Below are 22599 nucleotides of genomic sequence, written 5' to 3' on the forward strand. Positions count from 1 at the left end.
AAAGCCCTGATAATACATGATGATTATCAGGGCTTTTTTCATTCAGTTTAAACCGCATTACTACTGGCTTAAGAGAATTAATAAGAGCGAGTAAACAAACCAATAATAGAAGCGCCTGTTTCACCAAAATGCAAGGTCACTGACTTTGTTTCACCTTGTGCAAACTTACCCTTTTGCTCAATTCGTATCGGTTCAACATATTGGTTATTACTGAAATACGCTTTGATCTGCTTCGGTTTAAGTGCAATACCACCGCCAGAATGGTTTGTGATTACCGCTTGGATCATACGCTTTCCACCTTGACTACTATAAATGTCATAAGAGACGATTTCATAGTAACTATAAGCTGGTTTATCTTCATTGTGTTTAGGCATAGGTACGGGAATTGAACCAGATACAGTCCGAACGTAATGCATCGTATCTTGTGACTTTTCTATACTGTTTTTAATATCATTTAAATCTGAATCATCTGTTGTCGCGTAAGATGATAATGACAGCAATGATACTGAAGCGATAAGTAAGCAACGAGCAAGCATAGTTGATCCTGTGAATCGAAGATAATTACACCATCCTATACCAACTCAGTATTTTTTATCACTTGCATCATGTTAGTTTTATGTCAACAGCCATTCATAATAGATATAGATCACACACCTTTAACTCATACTCATTCTGAAATATCTCGGTGAACAGCTTTAAGCCACAATGTACGCTCAAACAATCATTATAATCTTAGATAAGTGATAAAGAACACGACAACAATGCAATCAAAAAATAAAAGGCGGCCTGACACAACCATAGGCAATCACCATCTAAATCTAAGGTGAGGTTAATGGAAAAGTCAGTATGCAATCATAAGTAAGGAATCCTACATTCTACACAGTTCAGTGTTATCTTGTTTACAATTACTCTCAGTATTAGTAGATCACTTTTTATTTTATTGAATAATGTTTAATTACAGATGCATATGAATTGATAATTTTTATCGCAAATAAATGACCTATTTACATAAACATGACTTGCCTAACAGTATAGGTTAAGCCGACAATAGCTATATTAACAATACTGTTATTATTTCCCTTTGCATTATCAAGGAGCCGTTGTGCGTAACGCTTTCATTCTGTTTTTTACTCTTGCTAGTATTAGCTTCTCTTCCATGGCTAGCATCAATACCAGCAAACTGGATCCTAACAAGTTACAAACGGCATCAGTCAGTAATTATGTGATAGACCTAAGTACAGGCAAAACCCTGTACCGAAAAAACTCTAATGTAAAAATGCCTATTGCTTCACTAACGAAATTAATGACAGCGATGGTAACACTCGATGCAAAACTCCCACTTAACGAAAAGCTAACATTTACCCCTACCGATAAAGCACGTATGTACAATACATACACACGTATTCGTATGGGCTCTACGTTAAGTCGTGGCGAGACAATCCATATTGCTTTAATGTCATCTGAAAACCTTGCAGCTGCAACACTTGCCGGCAACTACCCTGGTGGCTACAAAGCATTCATCAAAGCGATGAACCGCAAAGCTAAATCTTTAGGTATGACTAACACACATTTCGTTGATAGCTCAGGCCTTGATCCTCATAACCACTCTACTGCATCTGATGTAGCTAAGATGGTACGCGCTGCTTATAAGTATCCTGAAATTCGTAAGTACAGTACAACACCGGTTCATACCGCTTACTTTGGCAAACCTAACTACAAGCTAGGCTACACAAACACCAACGCATTAGCTCGTGGTAAAAAATGGACAGTAAACTTAACTAAAACAGGTTTCTTAGATGAAGCTGGTCGATGCTTAGGCATGGTTACAACTATCGATGGTAAGAAGATCCTAATGGTTATGCTTGATTCTCAAGGTAAGCTAACGCCTATTGGTGATGCCGGACGTATTAAACAATGGCTACAAACAGGCAAAAGCAAACCTATTAGTGCAGATGCAAAATACTACCAACAGCAAAAACTGAAAGAATTAACAAAATAATCATTGTTGTTAATTGAGAAATATAGAGCCAGCACATATCAGCTGGCTTTTTTCTTTTATAGACATCCTAATATCTACTCCTCTCACAATGAGATAGCCTATTATTTTTTAACAAAAAACTCACGACAGTGACACTCTTCAACTATGCTTAAATGAGGCTAAATAAAAAGGAGTGCCTATGCAGCATCAAGAAATGATTAATCCCACCCATCTTAGTTTAATTACTCGTATATCCCTCACTGCTTTAGCCATTCTACTTATTGGTTTGTCATTCATGTAATTTCTAAAATAAACACATAACAAAAAGCCCCTTGGTATTTTCACTCACTTAGAAGAAATACCAAGGGGCTTTTGTTGTAGACAACACTAAGACATCATTAATAACTCTAAATCAGTGCTGGTTGGTATTTTTTGTCTTAAATAGACAGCGAACGTTGTACCCTGACCCAACTCAGACTCAACCGTTATTTCACCACCAATATCTTCAATTAGACTTTGACTAACCGAAAGACCAAGTCCCGTACCTGAACGACGAGTAGTAAAGAATGGATCAAATATTCGCTCTAAATTTTCTTTCGCAATACCACAACCATGATCAATAATTCTAACGACAGCACCAATAGGCTGCTCCTGTTCATCAAACCAATCATCCGTTTTAATAATCAAACGACCTTTATCATCCATTGCATGGATACCATTCATTTGAAGATTCACTAATACTTGCAATAACTGATGACGATTCACTTCCACACTGCATTTCGCATTTAGCTCAACAACAAAATCAACATCAAGTTTCTTTGTCCCTGAACGCACTAAGGTTAAGCTTTCTTCTACAATCTGATTTAAGTGATGCCACGTGACTTCATTTTGTACACCACCTTGACGGCTATATTGCAATAAACTTCGGGTAATATTCCGTATCCGATCAATTTGGACATGAATCGCATCAAGCTCTTCTTGAACTTGTTCTTTACTATCACCTAATTCAAACTGAATTAACTCAACATTTCCAAGTATTACACCAAGCGGGTTATTAATTTCATGGGCGATACCGGCAGTCAGTTCACCCAGTGCGGCTAATTTTTCACTCACTACCAGCTTAGATCGTGCTTGATTAAGCAACTTAATGTGTTGTTCTAACTCTTCCGTTTTGTAATGTAAACTATGAGTACGTTGCTCAACCTTCTCTTCTAATTCCACAGCCGCTTGTTTGATCGCTTGATTACGCTGTTCAAGTTGATCCAACATGGTGTCAAACTGATTACCTAAAATTTGGAGTTCATGATCTGGACAAACATCTAATTTACCCACTCGACGCTCAAACCCCATTTGTACTAACTTTGCAACTTGATAGATTTTTTCTATAGGTAAAAACAAATCACGTGAACCACGATAAACAAAGATGCCTGAAATAATCAGCACCAATACAATTCCGATACCTAACTCAATAATATTAGTTAAAAATGTTTTAAGCAGTGGCCATTGTAAATAACCAGTATAAAGCATACCGATCACTTTACCGTTGATATCACGTAAAGGCTCATAAGCAGACACATACCAACTGTCATAAACGTAGGCTCTATCTACCCACGTTTTTCCAAATTTAAGTACTTCACGGCTCACTTCATCTGAAACACGAGTACCGATTGCGCGTCCAATTAAGTTTTTACTATCTAATGGCACATTAGTACTAATACGTACATCATTCATAAAGATAGTAACAGTACCAATACTGCCTGTCGGTAACGTATCTGAAGCAAAGACTAAGTCACGGATTCTATCCACCAGCACCGTACTATTATTGAGTAAAATACCACCGTCAAGAATCCATTGAAGCTGTCCTTCATGATTAAAAATAGGGATCAAACTCCGACTCACTAAACCTTTCTGCTCAATCATGTGCTCTTTAAGCAAAGGAACTTGAGCTCGAGCAGGTAAATCACGATTCAACGCGCCTAGTTCACTACGATTCAACACTTGAAAAAATGTTTGTTCTTTTCCTTCTTGTAACAGATGGCGCTCTTGCTTTGAGAATTCGCCCAGTGCTGATGCTGGATGAAGAACAATAAAGTCCAATTTATATTGTTGATTTTCAGAGCGAACCCAGCTTGCTAATGATGATTCGTCAAAACGTAATCGATATTGAAAATCGTAAGAGTCAGCCATTGAATGTAATGCCGTGCGCTGCTCCTTTTGTAGTAACTCCATACTATGGTGAGCAACGGCTAAATCAGCTCTTACATTCATTAATGCATTTTGCCAAGTGTAAGTCACTGTCCAATAAAAAGTTAAACCAATTAACGCAAATAGTGTAATGATAATAGGGACAGACGTTAAAACTAACAGGCGATAGCGAACCATGGTCCGAAAACGCCTTAGCCATAATAAAATAAACGCTTTAGGATGCATTAACGCTTTAGTTATTCGCATGATGCCGACTCTTCAGCCCATTCTTTATATTTACGTTCTAACGTTTTACGTGCAACACCAAGCTGACGAGAAGCCGCAGATTTATTGCCATCATGTGAATCTACCACTTGCATAATATGGGCTTTCTCAACATCTTTTAGCGTCCAATCTGTTGGGTAACAATATTGCTCTTGCCCATCTTCATGACACTGACACGGACGTTTATCATCACCATTTCCAGAAGCACTGGTTTGATTCGAAGTGTTTTCAGCAGAAAGCGCTGGTGCATCACCATTTAATTCTTGCCAATATTCAGCAGGCGATTTACCGAGCAGAATACAGCGTTCCATCATATTACGTAGTTCACGAATATTACCCGGCCACTGATACGCTTGCATGGCAAGGATATCTTCATGAGTCCAATTGATCGGCTTCATGCCTAAATCTTTTGAAAGCTGTTGAGTAAAGTGATGCGCTAAAGCTGGAATATCTTCTACACGTTCTCGTAATGCGGGAAGCTCAATGGTTAATACATTAAGACGGTAATACAGATCTTGGCGAAAACGCCCTTCTTCCACTTCTTTTTTAAGATTTCGGTTTGTTGCCGCCACAATACGGACATCAACCTGTACTTCACGTTCAGCACCAACCGGACGAATGGCTTTTTGCTCTAACGCACGTAACAGTGATGACTGCATAGACAATGGCATTTCACCAATTTCATCTAAAAACAGTGTGCCATTATTAGCAACACGGAATAAACCATCACGACCTTTCTTCGCCCCAGTAAACGCACCAGATACGTGACCAAATAATTCACTTTCCAATAAATCAGGGGCAATCGCACCACAGTTAAGAGGAACAAAAGGACCTGTACGTTTACTCAATTGGTGAAGTGCACGCGCCACCAGCTCTTTACCTGTACCCGATTCACCTTCCACTAATACCGCAGCAACAGAAGGTGCAACTTGGGCAATCATCTTTTTCATTCGCTGGGTGCTTTCCGCATCGCCGATGATATCGACAGGATAGCTACGCTCAACATCGCGTTGCAAAGCAAAGTTTTGGCGCTCTACTAAACGACGCTCAATACAACGGCTGACAGACTGCATCATTTGCTCTAGGTTGAACGGCTTTAAGATGAAATCAGACGCCCCTGCACGTAGTGCCTGAATCGCCATATCTAAATCTGCGTAACCTGTCATAAAGATAACATCACTACGACGCGTATTTGGATCAAACGCTTCATGCCATTCAATCCCTGAACGCCCTGGCAGATTTATATCTACAATTAGTAAATCAAAGTGGCAGCGTTTTCTGATTTCTTCCGCTTCTTCAATACTGCCTGCAGTGTCAACCTGAGCAAACTTCTTACTTAATGCTTTTTTTAAGATGGCACGCATACCTGGTTCATCATCAACAACCAGCACAGACACAGCAGTCCAAGGCGTATTTAATTCAAGATCAGACATAAAGGGACATAATTACCTATAAAAAGATGCGACATTTTGTCCCACCGTCTGGATAAAAGTCAAAACACATTTAAAGCAGAATAATGACGCAGCGCAAAAAATCAAAAATAGCACTTTATAATCAACAAATTAGATAACATAAGATCACGTAATATAATTATTATATATTCTGGCATTTTATTTGCTTATAGGCGCATAAGCTATTGATTGGGACGAAAGGTCTCAAATTGTCTCTTTTCATTTTACGTTGAGTCTGTAAATCAAGGAATCTTATGAATTTTTTTAAGACGAGTTTAGTTATTTTAAGCTTAGCCGCAGCAAGCCTTAGCCATGCCGCGACCGATAATAAAGAAAATAAAACCATTCGTTTAGCAACAACAACCAGTACTTACCACTCAGGGCTTCTTGACTACCTTTTACCAGCGTTTAAAAAAGACACTGGCTACACTGTTGAAGTTCTAGCGGCAGGTACAGGCAAAGCATTACGCATGGGCGAAAATGGTGATGTGGATTTGGTGATGACTCACGCACCTAAAGCGGAAGCAAAATTCGTTGATGGCGGCTTTGGTGTACTTCCTCGTAAATTAATGCACAACGATTTTGTGCTTGTTGGTCCGAAAAGCGATCCTGCAAAAATCAAAGGCGACAAAGATGTTGCTGATGCATTAGTAAAAATTGCTGAAACCGATTCAGTATTCGTTTCTCGTGGTGATGATTCTGGCACAAATAAAAAAGAGCTGAACCTTTGGGCTCAAACTAAAATGGAACCAAACTTCGGTGGCTACAAAGCAGTAGGTCAAGGTATGGGCCCTACATTAAACATGGCGTCTGAATTACAAGCTTATACGCTTACAGATCGTGGAACATGGCTTGCTTACCAAAATAAATTGCACTTAGAAATCATGGTTCAAGGTGACAAACGTCTCTTTAACCCATACCAAGTGATCTTAGTGAATCCAAGCCGCTACCCTGACATTAACTACCAAGGTGCAAAAACATTCAGCGATTGGTTAGTCAACTCTAAAGCACAAACAATGATCAATGATTACCAACGCCATGGTGAACAACTGTTTGTTGCAGATGCAATCACACAATAAATAATCAGTTTTATTTGATTTTGTAACATTTTACGCCGAACACATCCTCATCTCTAATTAACACTTCTGTTATAATAAAACGAGGCCATGTTCGGCGTAACCAATTAAATATTAGATAAAAATAACAATGAATATTTGGCAAACAACGCAACAAGCAATCCAACTTCTATTTAGTGGAGACAGTTCGCTATGGGGCATTGTTGGTGTTTCTTTTTCAGTTTCTCTTTTAGCCATTGCTATTGTATTAATTCCCTCTTTATTAGTTGCGTTCTCCCTTGCTTATGGCAAATTCCCAGGTCGATGGCTAATCCTTTCTTTTGTTAATACACTGCAATCAGTTCCAACTGTTGTTATTGGCTTATTACTGTATATGTTGCTGTCACGCTCTGGTCCTTTAGGTGACTGGCAAATGCTGTTTACTCAACGAGCAATGATTCTTGGACAAATATTAATTTGTTTTCCAATCTTAATTTCTATGATGCATGCCGCTTTTCAAAACAGTGATCGTCGGGCATGGGAAACTGCAATTTCATTGGGTGCTAGTTATCCACGCGCATTAATGAGCCTTATGTGGGAAAGCCGCTTCCCCCTATTAGCTGCCATTGTTGCGTCTTTTAGCCGTATTATCACTGAAGTAGGTTGCTCAATGATGGTCGGCGGTAACATTTTAAATTCAACCAGAAATATTCCGACAGCCATTGCATTGGAAAGCTCTAAAGGTGCATTTGCACAAGGTGTCGCCTTGGGAATGGTATTATTACTTCTCGCTCTCGGACTAAACTTTATTTTATCGATCTCTCGTGGCAAAGCCCACTTGCGTACGAACTAAGCTGAGGGCATTGATATGACGCATATTTCAATTGAGGCAACAGATCTTTCTGTTCGTTTTAAGCATCGCCTACTTTTCCATATTCCTCAGTTAAAGTTAGAACCACAAGACGCGATTTATCTCACTGGTGATAACGGCGTTGGAAAAACAACATTACTAAAAGTGTTAGCTGGATTACAGAAACCGACCACTGGAAAAGTCAATACTCAACACCATTGGTTAAGTCGTTTGTTTGGAGGCTGCTACCAAAACGGTATTATCTACATGCATCAAACCCCATATATGTTTGATGGCACAGTGTTTGATAATGTTTGTTATGGCTTAAAATATATTGTTCGCGATCGTCAGCAACGCCGTAATGAAGCCATTAATGCCTTAAGAATGGTCGGATTAGAAACCCTTGCCGACGAGCATGTTTCTGTTTTGTCTGGCGGTGAACGCCAACGTGTTGCAATGGCGCGAGCATGGGTATTAAAACCAAGTGTATTACTGATGGATGAATCCAGTGCAAGTATGGATAAAGAGTCCATCAGTCGCCAAGTCATATTGGCAAAAGATTTATTAGAGCGAGGCTCGAGCCTTGTCATCACTAGCCACCAGCATAACGAATTAACCGCTTTATGCCGTCGTCAGTGGACAATCAATGACACAAAATTAATTGAGCGTGCAGATTTGCAGCTTGTTAAAAAGGATAAGGACAACTATGCCTACGCCTGAACAAACTCAGTGGGTTATTTTAGCTGGTGGACAAGCCAGCCGTATGGGAGGAAATGATAAGGGGTTAATTAAACTGGCTGATAAGCCTTTAATTCAACATGTTATCGATACGCTACGCCCACAAACATCACATATCATCATCAATGCAAACCGTAACCAAGAACGTTATGCTGAATTTGGCAAAGTCTTTGGTGATACCATCAAAGACTATCCCGGCCCTTTAGGCGGTATGCATGCCGCGCTTTCTCATATCGATAATGATTGGATCGGCTTTGTTCCTTGCGATTGCCCGCAACTCCCCCACGATTTAGTTGCACGAATGGCAAACGCTTGTACGGAAGAAACCGATATTGCCGTCGCTCATAATGGCGAGCATATTCAACCAGTAGTAACGCTTATCCACCGCCGTATTTTACCTAAGCTTGAAACCTTTCTTGCTAATGGCGACCGTAAGATTATTCTACTTTACCGCCAATGCAATATGATCACGGTTGATTTCAGTGATCAACCCGATGCCTTTGTAAACCTTAATACCCCTGAAGAACTCTCTCAATTTGGAGTACTACATGAGTCAAATTAACGCTTCTTTACCGCTACTTGGTTTTGCTGCATTTAGTGGTACAGGTAAAACAACACTACTTGAAGCTATGTTGCCTAAACTTGTTGAACGTGGACTACGTGTAGCTGTGGTAAAACACGCCCATCATAATTTTGATATCGACCAAGAAGGCAAAGACAGCTACCGTCTTCGTAAAGCTGGTGCAAACCAGATGCTGATCTCTTCACGTTACCGTCGCGCTCTTGTGACAGAAACACCAGATGAAGAAGCGCAACTTCCCTATTTACTTAGCCAATTAGATCAAAGCCAATTAGATCTGATTTTGGTGGAAGGTTTTAAAAAGCTCGATTTCCCTAAAATTGAACTACATCGAGAAGAAGTCGGTAAGCCTTGGTTGCATCCAGAAGACGCTAATATCATCGCCATTGCAGCAAATATTCCTGCTGAAAGTACATTGCCACAAATGGACATCAACAACCTTGACCAACTTACTGATTTCGTTATTGATTACGCTAACAACAGCGCAAATCATGAAGCGCAAACATTAAGCTGTAGCGATATCAATCCAACAGGTATGTTATCGGTTGCTCAAGGTCGTGAAAAAATTCTTCAGCAGATCAAACCATTAAACAACAGCGAGTCCGTTAGCCTTCACCAAGCGTTAGGACAAATTGTCGCACAAGACATTTTATCGCCAGTTAACGTGCCACAACATATCAATTCAGCAATGGACGGATATGCAATTCGTGGCGATGATCTCGATCGTGAAAGCTACCATGTTGTAGGTCAAGTACTGGCAGGCCATAGCTACGATAACACCCTACAAGCAGGTGAAGCTGTACGCATTATGACAGGTGCCCCTGTACCACAAGGTGCCGATACTGTGATTATGCGTGAGCAAGCAAACCAAGAAGGTGACACGGTCACGTTTAACCTTGCTATGGGTAAAATCAAAGCAGGTCAAAACGTGCGTCAAGCAGGTGAAGATTTAGCATTAGGTCAGGTTGCCGTTGCTGCGGGCACAACAATCACAGCACCAGAACTTGGCATGGTAGCGTCACTAGGTATTGATAAAATCACGATCAACAAACCTATTCGCGTTGCGATTTTCTCTACTGGTGATGAAGTACAACAACCGGGTGAAGCACAAAAACCAAACTGCATTTATGATTCAAACCGCTACACCCTGTTCGCTTTACTGACCAAGTTAGGTTGTGACGTGGTTGATCTTGGCATTATTGATGATAACGAAACGTCTCTTGAAAAAACCTTACAACAGGCAAGCAGCCAAGCTGACTTGATCTTATCATCAGGTGGCGTATCAGTCGGTGATGCAGATTACATCAAAACCGTTCTCGATAAGTTAGGTCAAATCAACTTCTGGCGTATCAATATGCGCCCAGGTCGACCTCTTGCCTTTGGTACTATTAGTGATGTGCCTTTCTTTGGCTTACCGGGTAACCCTGTAGCGGTAATGGTTGCGTTTTTACAATTTGTTGAACCTGCTATTCGTAAACAACAAGGGATTATTAATTGGCAACCTAAAACCCATCAAGCGATTGCCACAGAGAAGCTACGCTCTCGCCCAGAACGTACTGAATATACTCGTGGTATTTCAAGTTTTGATGCCAATGGTCGTTTGGTTGTGAAAAGCACAGGTTCGCAAGGTTCAGGTATATTACGCTCGATGAGCGAAGCAAACTGTTTAATTGAGATCACACCGGAACAAATAAATGCAGATATTGGTGATCGCGTGACTATTATTCCACTAGATATCCGCGTTTAACACTCAGCTTCACCATAACGTAAAAAGCCAAGCTATTTTAATAGCTTGGCTTTTTTTTATTTTAATTTTTTGTTGTAGCATCCATGCTACTTATTTTTTTCCTATCTTCTACACGTTTAGAAGTCGGCATAGATCTTTCATTATATGTTTATTTGTAACAAAAGATTTCTTTATTCTCTAGGCGAATGATAATACATAATAATTTATCGATATACACGTCAAAAATCGATTTTTAGAGAAAAACATTAAAAAAATAGTGGTTAAGTACATTAAGTGATCAGACTGAGTGTAAAGTTGAAAATTTCAAAAAAAACTTCAACTTTTTCTTTATCGTTAACACAAAATTAAAATGTGACATTGCTCGCAATAACAAGACAATAGATGATAGTTATGAATAGAACCTCTTGCATTTACACATAATTTAACAGCTAACAATATTTCATCTGGCTAGACCATTAAACAGCACTTTATGTTGTAGAATAGGTGCAGTCTCTATTTTAGGTATTCATACGTAACATGTTTTTAGATACATACTATTCAGATAAAAGTGGTGAGTTTTCTTTTACTCGTGAACAAGCAAGCGACTTTGCAAAACGCATCGCAGGTGATTTCAACCCAATTCATGATCCAGACAATAAGCGTTTTTGTGTTCCTGGCGATCTACTTTTCTCTGTCTTGCTTGCTAATGTTGGTATCAGCCAAAAAATGCGTGTGACATTTGCAGGCATGATAAATGAGAGTACAGAACTGAGTATTTCAGCTCAATCCGATACCGATTTATCATTAATTGATAGTAAAGGTAAAGAATTCCTGCACCTTGCACGTTCAGGTGAAACAACACATGACCAAGATTTAATTGCTCAAATAACTAAAAGTTACGTTCAATTTTCAGGAATGAATTTTCCTCACATCATGGTGCCTTTAATGAAATCTAAAGACATGATGATCAACCCAACTCGCCCATTAGTGATTTACGAAAGTATGGAACTTGAATTCTGTCGCCTTGACTTAACAGCACCCCACGTAGAGCTAACGAGTTCAAATATTGACGTTGATGGCAAACGTGGAAGTGTGACATTGAATTTCTGTTTTAAAGAAAATGGAGAGATAGTTGGTACTGGTCGTAAACGTATGGTAATGAGTGGTTTAAAACCTTATTGCCAAGATGGTATCGATGATTTGGTTTCTCGTTTTAATGCTAAGAAAGAACATTACAATAATCTTCAAGCAGCAGTTTAAACAAAATAAGTGATTATCAGCATAATAAGAAGCCCGCAGTTAGCGGGCTTCTTATTATATATCGTTAATTCGATGATCATGTTTTAACGGAAAGTATAATCGCGTTCGCAAGCCCGGATTATTATCACTAAAAGCTAAATCACCACCATGACTTTTCATCACCGCTTCAACAAGCGATAACCCTAAGCCAAAACCTTGATGAGTTCTGCTTTTATCAGCCCGATACATTGGCTCTTTGATACGTCCTTTATCTTCATCCGATACGCCAAGTCCATTATCAATCACCACTACACCAAAATGATCGACGACAACTTCAATACATCCCTCATCAGGGGTATATTTTATCGCGTTTTCAACCACATTATAAATGGCACGAAAGAGTAAACTCGGTTCCCCTTTTAAGTGGTATGGCTCATCTTCACGAAACGATAAAACCTGTTTCTTTTCATCCGAAATAGGTAATAAAAAATCAACAACATCTTGGCATACTTTTGATAAATCCACCCATTGCTTATCAATTTTATGTTTACCCGTATTGATATGAGAAATTTCTAACATACCATTGAACATGCCAAGCAGAACTTCTAAGTCATCATGACACGCTTCTAAATCTTTGGTAAACGGTGCCGTATCTTTGGTCAATAAGCTTTCAAGCCGAAGTTTCATTCTTGCAATGGGGGTACGTAAATCGTGTGCCATACCAACCGAAAGTTCTTTTAATGACTCTTCTTTTTTTTCCACTTGTTCAATAAGAAAATTAAGATGAATAGTGAGAACATCAAATTCATCATCATTCTTACTGACTGGTAATTTCACCCCTTTTTCACCAAGGCTGACTCGGTTCATACCATGATTAACACGTTCTAATTTCTTTAGAATCGTGATCGCAAATAACAAAGCACCTGCTAACATCAAAATCACGGGTATAACGATGCCAGAGACTAACATTGGTATCATATTATCTCGATACGAACGCATTAACTCAGGGTTAATATCTATAATCAAGCGCTTGTTATCAGGTAAATTCAATGTCCTTTCAAAACGATTAGCACGAAGATCTGTTTCTGATAGTGCTGCAGGATACGTTACCGTAGAATTCACCTCTGGTTGATTAGTAATTCTATATTCAAATGCATTTTGTATTTGTTGGTGCTCTTTAACTACGTCAGGAATCGAATCAATCTGGCCATTTTGTTCCATACGTTCAAACAACGCCATTTCATTGCTCAAATCTTGTGCTAACTGTTTATGGTAAAACATTTCGGAGTTAACAAAAACTTGGTTAATAAACAGGATAAATATAATGGCTACGCAACTTATGAAATAGAGCAGAACTTTAAAAATACTCGAACGTGATAGCCGATCAGAGCCTGCGTAAGACATAACCAGCACCTCGTACGGTATGGATCAAACTAGCCTCACCACCTTCTTCTAATTTTTTACGTAAGTTTGCAATATGTACATCGATAACATTAGTCTTAGGATCAAAATGATAGCTCCATACCGACTCAAATAAGCTCATACGTGAAACGACACTTTCAGCATGCTCCATTAAATATTGCAAGAGTAAGAACTCTTTTTGCTGTAAATTTAACACACGGGATCCACGCCACACTCGATGAGACTTAATGTCGAGCCGTAGATCATCGTAGCTATATTCAGATGAAATATTCACACTCGATTGGTGGCGTTTAACTAATATATTAGCTCGAGCAATGAGTTCAGCTAAAGCAAAGGGTTTCGTTAAGTAATCATCACTGCCTGCAGTTAATCCAGCGACACGGTCTTCTACACTATCCATGGCACTTAAAATTAATATAGGCGTTTCATTTTCTGTTGCACGTAATGCTGCAAGTACTTTTAAACCATCAAGCATCGGTAACATTCGATCTAAAATAATCAGTTGATACTCACAACTGGTTGCCATCATTAACCCTTGATGACCATCTTCAGCTTCATCAACCACAAAGCTATGCTCTCGCAACCCTTGCGCAATAAATTCACGCGTAGTGACATCATCTTCAATAACGAGAACTTTCATTTAATACCTAATCATTTTCTTCTCAGCGCTTATTTTCGCATTATATACATAAGAGATATAATTTTCAGGTAATAGGATCATAGCTTTACCTTTTAAGACAAAAAAAACGGCCTACCAAAAGGTAGGCCGTTTAACGTGACCATAGGGGGAATTATGAAATCACGAATCTCTTAACGCTAACGTCTTAAAGTGACTTCATCTGGTTAGCAATAATTTCAGCTTGTGGACCAAGGATAACTTGAAGGTTATTAGAACCTACATTCACTACACCTTTAGCACCAAGTTGTTTAAGTTTTGTATCATCGATGATTGTACGGTCAACAATACCTAAGCGTAAGCGTGTGATACATGCTGAAATATCAGTTAAGTTATCTTTACCGCCTAATGCTGCTAGATAAGCTTTCGCTAAATCTTCTTTACTACCGTCATTATCTTTTGATGGGTTTGAATCTTCTGCAGGTGCATCTTCACGACCCGGTGTTTTAAGATTGAACATCTTAATAACTGCCACAAACACAACGAAGTAGATAGCGCCTACCACAAGACCCATTGGGATAATTTCCCATGAATTATGTGCTGCTGGTGCGTTGTAGTTCAAGATGTAATCAATCAAACCTGAAGAGAAGCTAAATGCCATGTGAATATTCAGGTAAGACGCAACAACAATACTTACACCCATTAAAATTGCGTGTACTACGTATAATGCTGGAGCTAGGAACATAAACATGAATTCGATTGGCTCTGTGATACCTGTTAAGAATGCAGTTAATGCAACACTTAACAACATACCGCCAACTACTTTCTTGTTTTCTTTCTTCGCTGTTACATAGAATGCAAGCGCAGCACTTGGTAAACCAAACATAACAACTGGGAAGAAACCACTTAAGATTTGTCCTGCAGTAGGGTCACCAGCAAAGAAACGCGAGATTTCGCCCGTAACAACCTGACCATCAGCGGCAGTAAAGTTACCAAATACAAACCAAACCATGCTGTTTAGGATATGGTGTAAACCAAGTGGAATTAATAGACGGTTAGCAACACCGTACACAAATTCACCAGGTACGCCACTTGTTAGGATCCATTGACCAAGATGGTTGATACCATCTTGAATTGGAGGCCAAATAATGCTGAATGCGTAAGCAAGTACTAAAGCAACTAAACCCGTTACTATAGGTACAAAGCGCTTACCACCAAAGAAGCCTAGGAATTCTGGCAACTTAATTGCGTGGAAACGGTTATATAAAAGACCGGCGAAAACACCGATAATGATACCGCCAGCAACGCCAGGATCAACATCTGGGTTTAACGTTTTCAGTGCAGCCATAAGGATGAAATAACCTACGGCTGATGCAATTGCTGCTGCTGCTGAATTATCTTTCGAAAACCCAGCACCTACACCCATTGCGAAGAGTAATGCAAGATTAGTAAATACAGCCTGACCACCAGCTGCAATAAAAGGAATATTTAATAGATCAGGTTGTCCAATACGCAGCAAAATACCAGCAATCGGTAATACCGCGATAGGAAACATAATTGCGTTTCCTAGCTTTTGGAAATGTCCGAGAATGCTCATCCTCTTCTCCACGTTAAAAGTTAATTTAAAAGTATGCTTATTTATTACAGTAATAATACGCTGCGATTCTTAATTAGAATTAAGCAAAAGATTAAGGATTCTTAATGTTTGCCCTATAATGAACAAACCTGAGTGATGGGAGTCACAAAATGACTAATTTTATGATTTACCTCGTTTAATAGGTAACGGTTAACGATAACAACCACCATGCAGCAAGCGCATTAAGGATACCCATTAAGATTAAAATCATCGTATATATGAAAATAAAATGTCATTACTGTGGCACTTTCAGTAGAATTCGCGGTCAACCTACCCATGCCCTATTACTGATTGACTTTTACCATGATGTTTTTTATCTCTCAAAAACTTGTTAACTATCTCGCATTAGCTTTTTTTGCATTAGCACTTTTTATTGCTATCTCTCTATTCCCTGTCCCACTGTTAAGCGATCCCATTAATGATGCGGCTGGTTTATCATTTACTTTATTGACGGATACCGCAGGCAAGCCCTTCTTTCTTATCACAACCGTATTACTGTGTTTATTGCCAATTTTTTTCCGTTTACCTAAAAAGCAAATTATCAAACTATGGGTTCAATTCGCTATTTTGTTGGTATTAAGTTTTGGCGCTAAAACAGTCTTAAAACATGAAACGGCGATCCCTCGTCCTTATACTTACGAACTACAACGTTTAAACCTAATCCCATCAGCTGATAACTTTTATCAGCTGAATAAAACAGAAAAAGATAACGTTGTTAAAAAAGCATCTGCCTATATTAGCCAATGGCGTATTCATAGTTGGGAAGGTGAAACAAACTATTCTTTCCCATCAGGGCACACCATCTTCGCTGCAATTTGTATTCTTTTTTGGGGCGGCTTCTTATTACGTACTCGCCATTACTTGTTAGCCGGTGGGCTTGTCGTATGGGCTGTTGGTGTAGGCATTAGTCGTTTATGGCTAGGTATGCACTTCCCATCAGATGTCATGGGCTCTATCTTATCTGCTGCTGTGTTATATTTATTTGTACCCGAGTGGCAAGTAGATTCTGAGAAGTAATAAAAAAGGGCTCATTTGAGCCCTTTTTTACACCCTTTAGTATTAACTTACTGTACAGGTGTCGCTTTATGTTCGTATTCAACAACCAATTGATTACCCGAATACGTTACGTTGGTGATTTCACCATCAAAAATAAACGTATTCTTAATAGATAAATTAGCGCCTTGACCTAAAGCCATTTGCTCTCGCAGTGACGGTAAAATCAAAATAGGGTCAACATTTAACACACGACAAAACTCATTGACGAATTGCTGTTCAATCGGTTTAGAACCTCTCAAAATATCTGAAAACTCTAGTTGTGTTAATCCTAGCTTTTTAGCCATTTCAATCTGAGTTATACGCATTTTTGCTTTATAGCTCATCCATGTATCATGCAAAATTTGACGATCTTTTTCGGTATACAACATAATTAACCCTAACAGCGCATTTTTATTATTTTAAAACAGAGTAATGTCCTCTATGTATAGTAGTTTACGCCTAGTTGCTACATATTAATGTCAAAATCGCGTTAAGCTCTGCTTCAATAACACAACTCGTTACAACCTCACTATTGTACTTCTATTATGCTCATATATACTTATTAGCAGTTAAGATTTATAAGCTAATGTTATATAAGGATGCTTAGCGGTTTTATGATCAAGTTGTGTCGTTGCTCAATCCTCACACTATTTATCATTGTCAGTGTTTTTACTAACGCTGTGATTGCACGCACCATTAGCTTTGATCAAACACCTCAAACACATTGCCTACAAATAGCAACACCATTAATAGATCCTGCTCATTCAGATAAATGCTGCAATGAAGATATGTCAACGAAAATCACGACGCTTTCCTCTTGTGGAATGACTGATATCGCTGATACATCACTCACTCACACAGAAACTGATAAAGCAAAATCATCATGTTGCAGTGACGATGATTGCAAGAGTAAACAAACACAAGCCGCACTTTTAACGTTTTTTGCGTTTTCTGCGATTGTTAACAGCGATCAATTATATTCTAGTCAAACAAACACGCCTGTTTATTTTAGTGAAACACAGCTAAGACCTCCTCTCGTTTAACAAAATAACTTATCGGCATTTTGCCACCACTCTATTTTGTTATTTAGCGCGATAATATCCGCGTAACTTGAAGGATTTACAGATGAAAATTTCACATATCTTTGCAGCTACATGCTTATTTGTTACCTCATTGGCTCAAGCAAGTACACCTATTACAGGTACTAACTACCAGTCACCTTACTGTGGTTGTTGTAAAGAATGGGTTAAGCACATGGAAGACAATGGCTTTAAATTAGATATGGTGTACGAAGAAGACTTAACACCGATTAAGATTAAATTAGGTTTACGTCCTGAATATGCATCATGCCATACTGCACAAATTGAAGGCTACACTTTTGAAGGACATATTCCAGCCGCTGAAATTAAGCGTTTCTTAGAAAATAAGCCTGAGCGTATGATTGGCCTAGCTGTAGGTGGTATGCCTATGGGTTCACCGGGTATGGAATATGGCGATAAAAAAGATGCCTATGAAGTGTTAGCATTTGATAAGGACGGTCACACCATGGTCTGGTCACGCCATAACCAGTAATCTAAACGAGAATAAATTAAAAAGAGAGCCCGTTCTTACAACGGGCTTTTTTATCACTCTTATATCATTGCTTTTTCTTCGATGTCATCAGAGATACGCCTTTATTAACACTTAAGACTTCACCACTTTTATCAATTTTAACAGTAAAATTATTGTTAGTGATTTTTTCATACCCGTTAGCTAATTGCTCTATTGATTCTTGCTGTGTGAATTGAACTTGTAAATGCTCCGATTGATGAACCGCACTCTTAAAATGGTGTTGGACTAAAATAGGCTCTTTATAATTTTCAACAACCGCACCATACTTTTCAGTTATCGCTGATTCCGCTATAACAATGGCTCTCGACTTATCAACAAAGAAAAGTGAACTTTCGTTACTATGAACATTAACACTCACTAACAAGATTAAAAACAATAGATTTTTCACAAGCCCTCCTATGGCACAACGAAACACATATAGTCTCAGTAATCATTTTTATATACTGGCGACCTATTACACTAAAACATCAAAATATTTAATCGTCTTCACATCTCACGAAACATTCGTGTGCATCTAATTTGTACCTCTCGCTGGAATAATTCTCTGTCAACGTGTGGATTTTTCAAATATATAAATATCTGTATGGACAATGCAGGAAAAAATAAACTGATTGAAGAAAAGTATAATTAGCGGAGTAAGCAGAGCAAATGAGATTGCTCAAAATGCGATAAGTAACAAAGTGAGGCTGAAATAATGATTATTTACAGCACAGTCAATAAACGCTCTGTATTTAAAATATAAACCCCAGATAATATATTTATCTAAGTATTGTTATTAATAATAATCTTAACTTTTACTTGTATAAACTATTTGTTATGAATTGAGAATTTGTTTTCAAATATTCGATATCGGTAAGATAAGCAAGATGATGTCCATTATCAATATTCTCAATAAAGGCAACATTACCCTTGCTGGCTTCACTTTGCATAAAGTCAACTAAGGTTTGAATCCTATTAATCATTGTTTCAACTAACTTTCCCCGGTCTTTATTTGGTAAACCATAACCATCACAAAAGAGACGAGCTCTAATAGATTGAGCTCTTAAATCCCCTAAAGCATCATATTGATTGGTTTTAAATGGTGCCCAACAATAAATAGCATAGGCAATATCCCAAAGTCTTGGAGCCGGATGTGCTGTATCAAAATCAAAAAGACCAATTGTTTTAACACCATCTAAAGCAACATTGTAAGGTGCAAAATCACCGTGACAAATTACCTCATATGGCGCTCTACTTGGTAGCATCCATTGCGAATCTTCAAATAATGGGCTGGTGATAAATGAAACAGTACTATCATGGTATTGGCGTAAAAGCTTACTAGCAGAAATTAATGCATCATCCGTGGCAATATTTCCCTTTAATGGGTAGTTGTAAACATCACCTAACACGAAAGACAATACCTCGTTGCCATCATCGGCGAATCCCAAAAACTTTGGCGCGTTATAAAAGCCTTTACTTTCGAGATGCAACAACAAGTTATGAACTGACTCTGACCAAAAACTCGTTGGACGATACACTTTCTCGTCACTAAGAAAAATTAGCCCTTCTCGTCCACCTTGAAGCTCTTCCATTCTCATTCCTTTCAACAAAATCCATATTATAAGAGTGTGTTCATGAACAAACTGCGCCAATAGCCCAACTTTAACAAGACTATTCCAATACTTCAGTTTACGTTTAAAATGACAAATATTGGATGACTCTATACTTCAGTTTACGTTTAAAATGACAAATATTGGATGACTCTATCCTTATGCTCGTAACTTAACTGCAGTACCAAATGCCATGATCTCGGATGCACCGTCAGTGACAGAACTAGTGGTAAATCTCACGCCAACAATGGCATCCGCACCAAGCTTTTCAGCTTCCGTTACTAACCGCTCCGTCGCGATAGTTCGTGCTTCAGTCAACATTTCGGTATAACCTTTCAATTCACCACCAACAATACTTTTCAAACCCGCCATTAAATCTCTCCCCACATTCTTAGACTGAACCACACTGCCGTTTACCACACCAAGTATTGCTTCAATTTCACAACCTGGAACAGTTTCTGTTGTTGTATAAATCATAACTTAACTCTTAATTACATTTAAAAAATCATCAACGTATCATCAAAGTAACATTACTATTGTTTTAATACGTCATAATTTAAAAAATTTATCTCATTACTCTTAAAACTCTCATTAATGAATTTTGAGTGATCAATTAATATCCTTAAATCGTATTAGTTTAAATTAATTATATATACGTGGCATGATTATGATGGGGACACCTGCTGGCTCTATTATAGAGACGTTACGGTAACACTTATGTTTCATGACTCTCTTAACATTGAGTACGATAAACTTGTAAATTATTCTGATTTTACTCATCAATGCTTGGCTATGCTCGCCACGAACGATCGAGGTACGTAGGTTTCCTATGAAATTGTTCAGTATTTATCGATATGATTTATTTAAACACTTTTTATTACTGTTGGCATTGAACGTTACTTGTATTATTTTTTCTAAAGACACGTTGGCATCAAGACTTATTATGATTGATTTTACTCAACCTAATGAACATCAATACTGGACCGCTGTAAATGATAATGTCATGGGGGGTATTTCTACAGGGCAATTCACTTATGATGGAAGCGTAAGCCAATTTACTGGTGAGCTATCATTAGATAACAACGGCGGATTTAGTTCGGTAAACCGATCAGTATCACCATTAACTAATAACATTAACGCTGTGAACCTGAGTTATATTGGTGATGGTAGAACATATCAATTACGGTTTAGCACTTGGAAAGACGGCTATCGTATTAACTACAAACATGAATTTGAAACGATCAAAGGACAAAAGCAAAGTAAGACTTTTTACTTTAAAGAATTTAAAGCTGTTTTTAGAGGAAGGCTACTTAGCGGCGCACCTGAACTTGATGCACAGGACATCAAACAAGTTGGCTTTTTAATTGCTGATAAGCAGCCTCTGCCTTTCACACTAAATCTTATCCATATTCAATTTGAAACATCACAATAGACAAATATCAATTAGTTAAATAAATGTTTGTTTGGATCTAATTGCTCCGCCCACTCGATATCAATTTCACGCTGTTCAAGATATATTTGTAAGCCATTAAAATAAGTGAAGGCTGTTAATTCAGATTCTTTATTGAAGTGTTCGAAAAACGCATCTTCCTGTTCTGCTAACAATTGCAGTGTGGTTGCACCATGCTCTAGCGCCCATTGAATGGCATAAGGTGAAATCATCGTGCGATGTAAAATCAGCTCTTTAATCTCAGAAATAGCGACTTTTGTGTTTTTTCGACGACGATTATTGCTAGTTTCAATCTGTTTATTGGCTTTTTCTTCCGCTAACAGTGCTCGTAAACTCGCTAAACTTGCCGCAATTTCAGCACTTGAATAACCGTAGCTTGTTTTACAAAAACGCAAGGCATACGCCATTTTATCGCGTCCGACCAATTCAATGACCTGTTCCAAATAGGGCTGTGGGATCGCATACGCCGTTGCCAGTTGGATCACAGCATGATTTAAACTGGTATACACAATGCCATCAAATTCAAATTGAAACGCGGTTGTTAGCCCTTCAACAGGAATGCCATCAATACTTACCGCCCATCCACGGTAATTGACTCGCCCCTTTGCAATTTCAAACATTGCCCATGCGCTTTCACGAAAACCTTCAAGTGCTTTGCCTTCAAACTCACACTCTTCCAGCTCTTGCTTGGTCCAATTAACGCCAATCTGTAAATGCTTTTGATACTTCTTATGCAGTTTCTCTTTTACTTTATCGCGTAAAATATCAAGGCAGCTTGCTTTAATTTCTTTCGTAAAACTAAAACATTCTTGGCAGCAAGGCACCATGATCGGTGCAGATTGGCCATCATAATTAGGCTTTGCCATAAACGCATGGCTTTCATAATAAGGTTCGCCACAAAACCAACAGGTATGACGAAACTCAAAAGGCACATCAATCGACACATAATCGGTCGTCATATGGGGGTACTCATTGTTGTGGTTATTAGTAAGGTTGACACGCACTCAACCTGATATGCCTATTTATACTTAAAGTCTGTGTTTATGGCTAATATGATTTTATCTTTCATTACATATATAGGTGCTAGATAAAAGAAAGGCACTAACTTGCTTAAAAAGCGATCTATTTGGGCGTGCGCTCGTAATACATCATAG

General features: G+C 38.5%; 22 protein-coding genes and 1 pseudogene. 12 read left to right on the forward strand and 11 right to left on the reverse strand.

Annotation, left to right across the window (positions count from 1 at the left end):
- Positions 1 to 77: 77 nt before the first annotated feature.
- On the reverse strand, positions 78 to 536 hold the full coding sequence (locus I3259_RS06460; protein WP_238028866.1) for a hypothetical protein: 459 nt from the start codon (positions 534 to 536) through the stop codon (positions 78 to 80).
- Between the two features lie 566 nt (positions 537 to 1102).
- On the opposite strand from I3259_RS06460, the gene pbpG reads away from it, so the two are divergent.
- The gene (gene pbpG, locus I3259_RS06465) at positions 1103 to 1999 is read left to right on the forward strand and encodes a D-alanyl-D-alanine endopeptidase (RefSeq protein WP_238028867.1); all 897 of its coding nucleotides are present in this window, start codon (positions 1103 to 1105) and stop codon (positions 1997 to 1999) included.
- A gap of 366 nt (positions 2000 to 2365) precedes the next feature.
- Here pbpG and I3259_RS06470 read toward each other — a convergent pair whose 3' ends face one another.
- On the reverse strand, positions 2366 to 4360 hold the full coding sequence (locus I3259_RS06470) for a cache domain-containing protein (RefSeq protein ID WP_238028920.1): 1995 nt from the start codon (positions 4358 to 4360) through the stop codon (positions 2366 to 2368).
- Positions 4361 to 4419: 59 nt separating this feature from the next.
- Positions 4420 to 5880 carry a sigma-54 dependent transcriptional regulator gene (locus I3259_RS06475; RefSeq protein WP_238028868.1) on the reverse strand — a complete coding sequence of 487 codons (1461 nt, stop codon included), beginning with the start codon at positions 5878 to 5880 and terminating at the stop codon, positions 4420 to 4422.
- Between the two features lie 272 nt (positions 5881 to 6152).
- Between I3259_RS06475 and I3259_RS06480 the strand changes: the two genes are divergently transcribed.
- From I3259_RS06480 to I3259_RS06505, 6 genes are all read left to right on the forward strand, one after another.
- Positions 6153 to 6977, forward strand: a complete 825-nt coding sequence (locus I3259_RS06480) for a substrate-binding domain-containing protein (protein WP_238028869.1) — start codon at positions 6153 to 6155, stop codon at positions 6975 to 6977.
- A 127-nt stretch (positions 6978 to 7104) separates the two neighbouring features.
- Positions 7105 to 7806 carry an ABC transporter permease gene (locus I3259_RS06485; RefSeq protein ID WP_238028870.1) on the forward strand — a complete coding sequence of 234 codons (702 nt, stop codon included), beginning with the start codon at positions 7105 to 7107 and terminating at the stop codon, positions 7804 to 7806.
- Between the two features lie 15 nt (positions 7807 to 7821).
- On the forward strand, positions 7822 to 8523 hold the full coding sequence (locus tag I3259_RS06490) for an energy-coupling factor ABC transporter ATP-binding protein (protein ID WP_238028871.1): 702 nt from the start codon (positions 7822 to 7824) through the stop codon (positions 8521 to 8523).
- A complete protein-coding gene (gene mobA, locus I3259_RS06495) occupies positions 8510 to 9103 on the forward strand; it encodes a molybdenum cofactor guanylyltransferase MobA (RefSeq protein WP_238028872.1) in 594 nt (197 codons plus the stop codon). Before I3259_RS06490 ends, mobA begins: the two co-directional genes overlap by 14 nt.
- Entirely contained in the window at positions 9090 to 10868 is a 1779-nt protein-coding gene (locus I3259_RS06500; protein ID WP_238028873.1) for a bifunctional molybdopterin-guanine dinucleotide biosynthesis adaptor protein MobB/molybdopterin molybdotransferase MoeA, read from the forward strand. Before mobA ends, I3259_RS06500 begins: the two co-directional genes overlap by 14 nt.
- Positions 10869 to 11384: 516 nt before the next feature.
- A complete protein-coding gene (locus tag I3259_RS06505) occupies positions 11385 to 12107 on the forward strand; it encodes a DUF3581 domain-containing protein (protein ID WP_238028874.1) in 723 nt (240 codons plus the stop codon).
- 54 nt (positions 12108 to 12161) lie between these two features.
- Here I3259_RS06505 and I3259_RS06510 read toward each other — a convergent pair whose 3' ends face one another.
- The 3 genes from I3259_RS06510 to nagE form a co-directional block, all read right to left on the reverse strand.
- Positions 12162 to 13490, reverse strand: a complete 1329-nt coding sequence (locus I3259_RS06510; protein WP_238028875.1) for a HAMP domain-containing sensor histidine kinase — start codon at positions 13488 to 13490, stop codon at positions 12162 to 12164.
- Positions 13471 to 14148, reverse strand: coding sequence for a response regulator transcription factor (locus I3259_RS06515; RefSeq protein ID WP_238028876.1), 678 nt, complete (start codon positions 14146 to 14148; stop codon positions 13471 to 13473). Before I3259_RS06515 ends, I3259_RS06510 begins: the two co-directional genes overlap by 20 nt.
- 184 nt (positions 14149 to 14332) lie before the next feature.
- The gene (gene nagE, locus I3259_RS06520; RefSeq protein ID WP_238028877.1) at positions 14333 to 15721 is read right to left on the reverse strand and encodes an N-acetylglucosamine-specific PTS transporter subunit IIBC; all 1389 of its coding nucleotides are present in this window, start codon (positions 15719 to 15721) and stop codon (positions 14333 to 14335) included.
- A gap of 342 nt (positions 15722 to 16063) precedes the next feature.
- Here nagE and I3259_RS06525 point away from each other — a divergent pair, with 342 nt between their 5' ends.
- Positions 16064 to 16777 (forward strand): phosphatase PAP2 family protein, encoded by a 714-nt coding sequence (locus tag I3259_RS06525; RefSeq protein ID WP_238028878.1) that lies wholly within the window; start codon positions 16064 to 16066, stop codon positions 16775 to 16777.
- A 47-nt stretch (positions 16778 to 16824) separates the two neighbouring features.
- On the opposite strand, the gene I3259_RS06530 is transcribed toward I3259_RS06525, so the two are convergent.
- Positions 16825 to 17184, reverse strand: a complete 360-nt coding sequence (locus I3259_RS06530) for a helix-turn-helix transcriptional regulator (protein ID WP_238028879.1) — start codon at positions 17182 to 17184, stop codon at positions 16825 to 16827.
- A gap of 225 nt (positions 17185 to 17409) precedes the next feature.
- Here I3259_RS06530 and I3259_RS06535 point away from each other — a divergent pair, with 225 nt between their 5' ends.
- Positions 17410 to 17838 carry a hypothetical protein gene (locus I3259_RS06535; RefSeq protein ID WP_238028880.1) on the forward strand — a complete coding sequence of 143 codons (429 nt, stop codon included), beginning with the start codon at positions 17410 to 17412 and terminating at the stop codon, positions 17836 to 17838.
- Positions 17839 to 17920: 82 nt separating this feature from the next.
- Positions 17921 to 18367 carry a DUF411 domain-containing protein gene (locus tag I3259_RS06540; protein WP_238028881.1) on the forward strand — a complete coding sequence of 149 codons (447 nt, stop codon included), beginning with the start codon at positions 17921 to 17923 and terminating at the stop codon, positions 18365 to 18367.
- Between the two features lie 64 nt (positions 18368 to 18431).
- Here the strand turns inward: I3259_RS06540 and I3259_RS06545 are convergent, their stop codons facing one another.
- From I3259_RS06545 to I3259_RS06555, 3 genes are all read right to left on the reverse strand, one after another.
- Entirely contained in the window at positions 18432 to 18794 is a 363-nt protein-coding gene (locus tag I3259_RS06545) for a hypothetical protein (protein WP_238028882.1), read from the reverse strand.
- Between the two features lie 406 nt (positions 18795 to 19200).
- Complete coding sequence (locus tag I3259_RS06550) at positions 19201 to 19977, reverse strand: phosphotransferase (RefSeq protein WP_238028883.1); 777 nt, start codon at positions 19975 to 19977, stop codon at positions 19201 to 19203.
- A 177-nt stretch (positions 19978 to 20154) separates the two neighbouring features.
- Positions 20155 to 20472 carry a heavy metal-binding domain-containing protein gene (locus tag I3259_RS06555; RefSeq protein ID WP_238028884.1) on the reverse strand — a complete coding sequence of 106 codons (318 nt, stop codon included), beginning with the start codon at positions 20470 to 20472 and terminating at the stop codon, positions 20155 to 20157.
- Positions 20473 to 20643: 171 nt separating this feature from the next.
- On the opposite strand from I3259_RS06555, the pseudogene I3259_RS06560 reads away from it, so the two are divergent.
- Both I3259_RS06560 and I3259_RS06565 read left to right on the forward strand, forming a co-directional pair.
- A pseudogene (locus I3259_RS06560) lies at positions 20644 to 20817 on the forward strand (DUF3081 family protein); the annotation flags it as partial.
- Between the two features lie 121 nt (positions 20818 to 20938).
- Positions 20939 to 21427 carry a CIA30 family protein gene (locus tag I3259_RS06565; protein WP_346015689.1) on the forward strand — a complete coding sequence of 163 codons (489 nt, stop codon included), beginning with the start codon at positions 20939 to 20941 and terminating at the stop codon, positions 21425 to 21427.
- Between the two features lie 11 nt (positions 21428 to 21438).
- Here I3259_RS06565 and I3259_RS06570 read toward each other — a convergent pair whose 3' ends face one another.
- On the reverse strand, positions 21439 to 22404 hold the full coding sequence (locus tag I3259_RS06570; RefSeq protein WP_238028886.1) for a hypothetical protein: 966 nt from the start codon (positions 22402 to 22404) through the stop codon (positions 21439 to 21441).
- Positions 22405 to 22599 lie beyond the last annotated feature (195 nt).

It is taken from the genome of Photobacterium sp. Ph5 (genome assembly GCF_022129445.1).
Taxonomy (GTDB): domain Bacteria; phylum Pseudomonadota; class Gammaproteobacteria; order Enterobacterales; family Vibrionaceae; genus Photobacterium.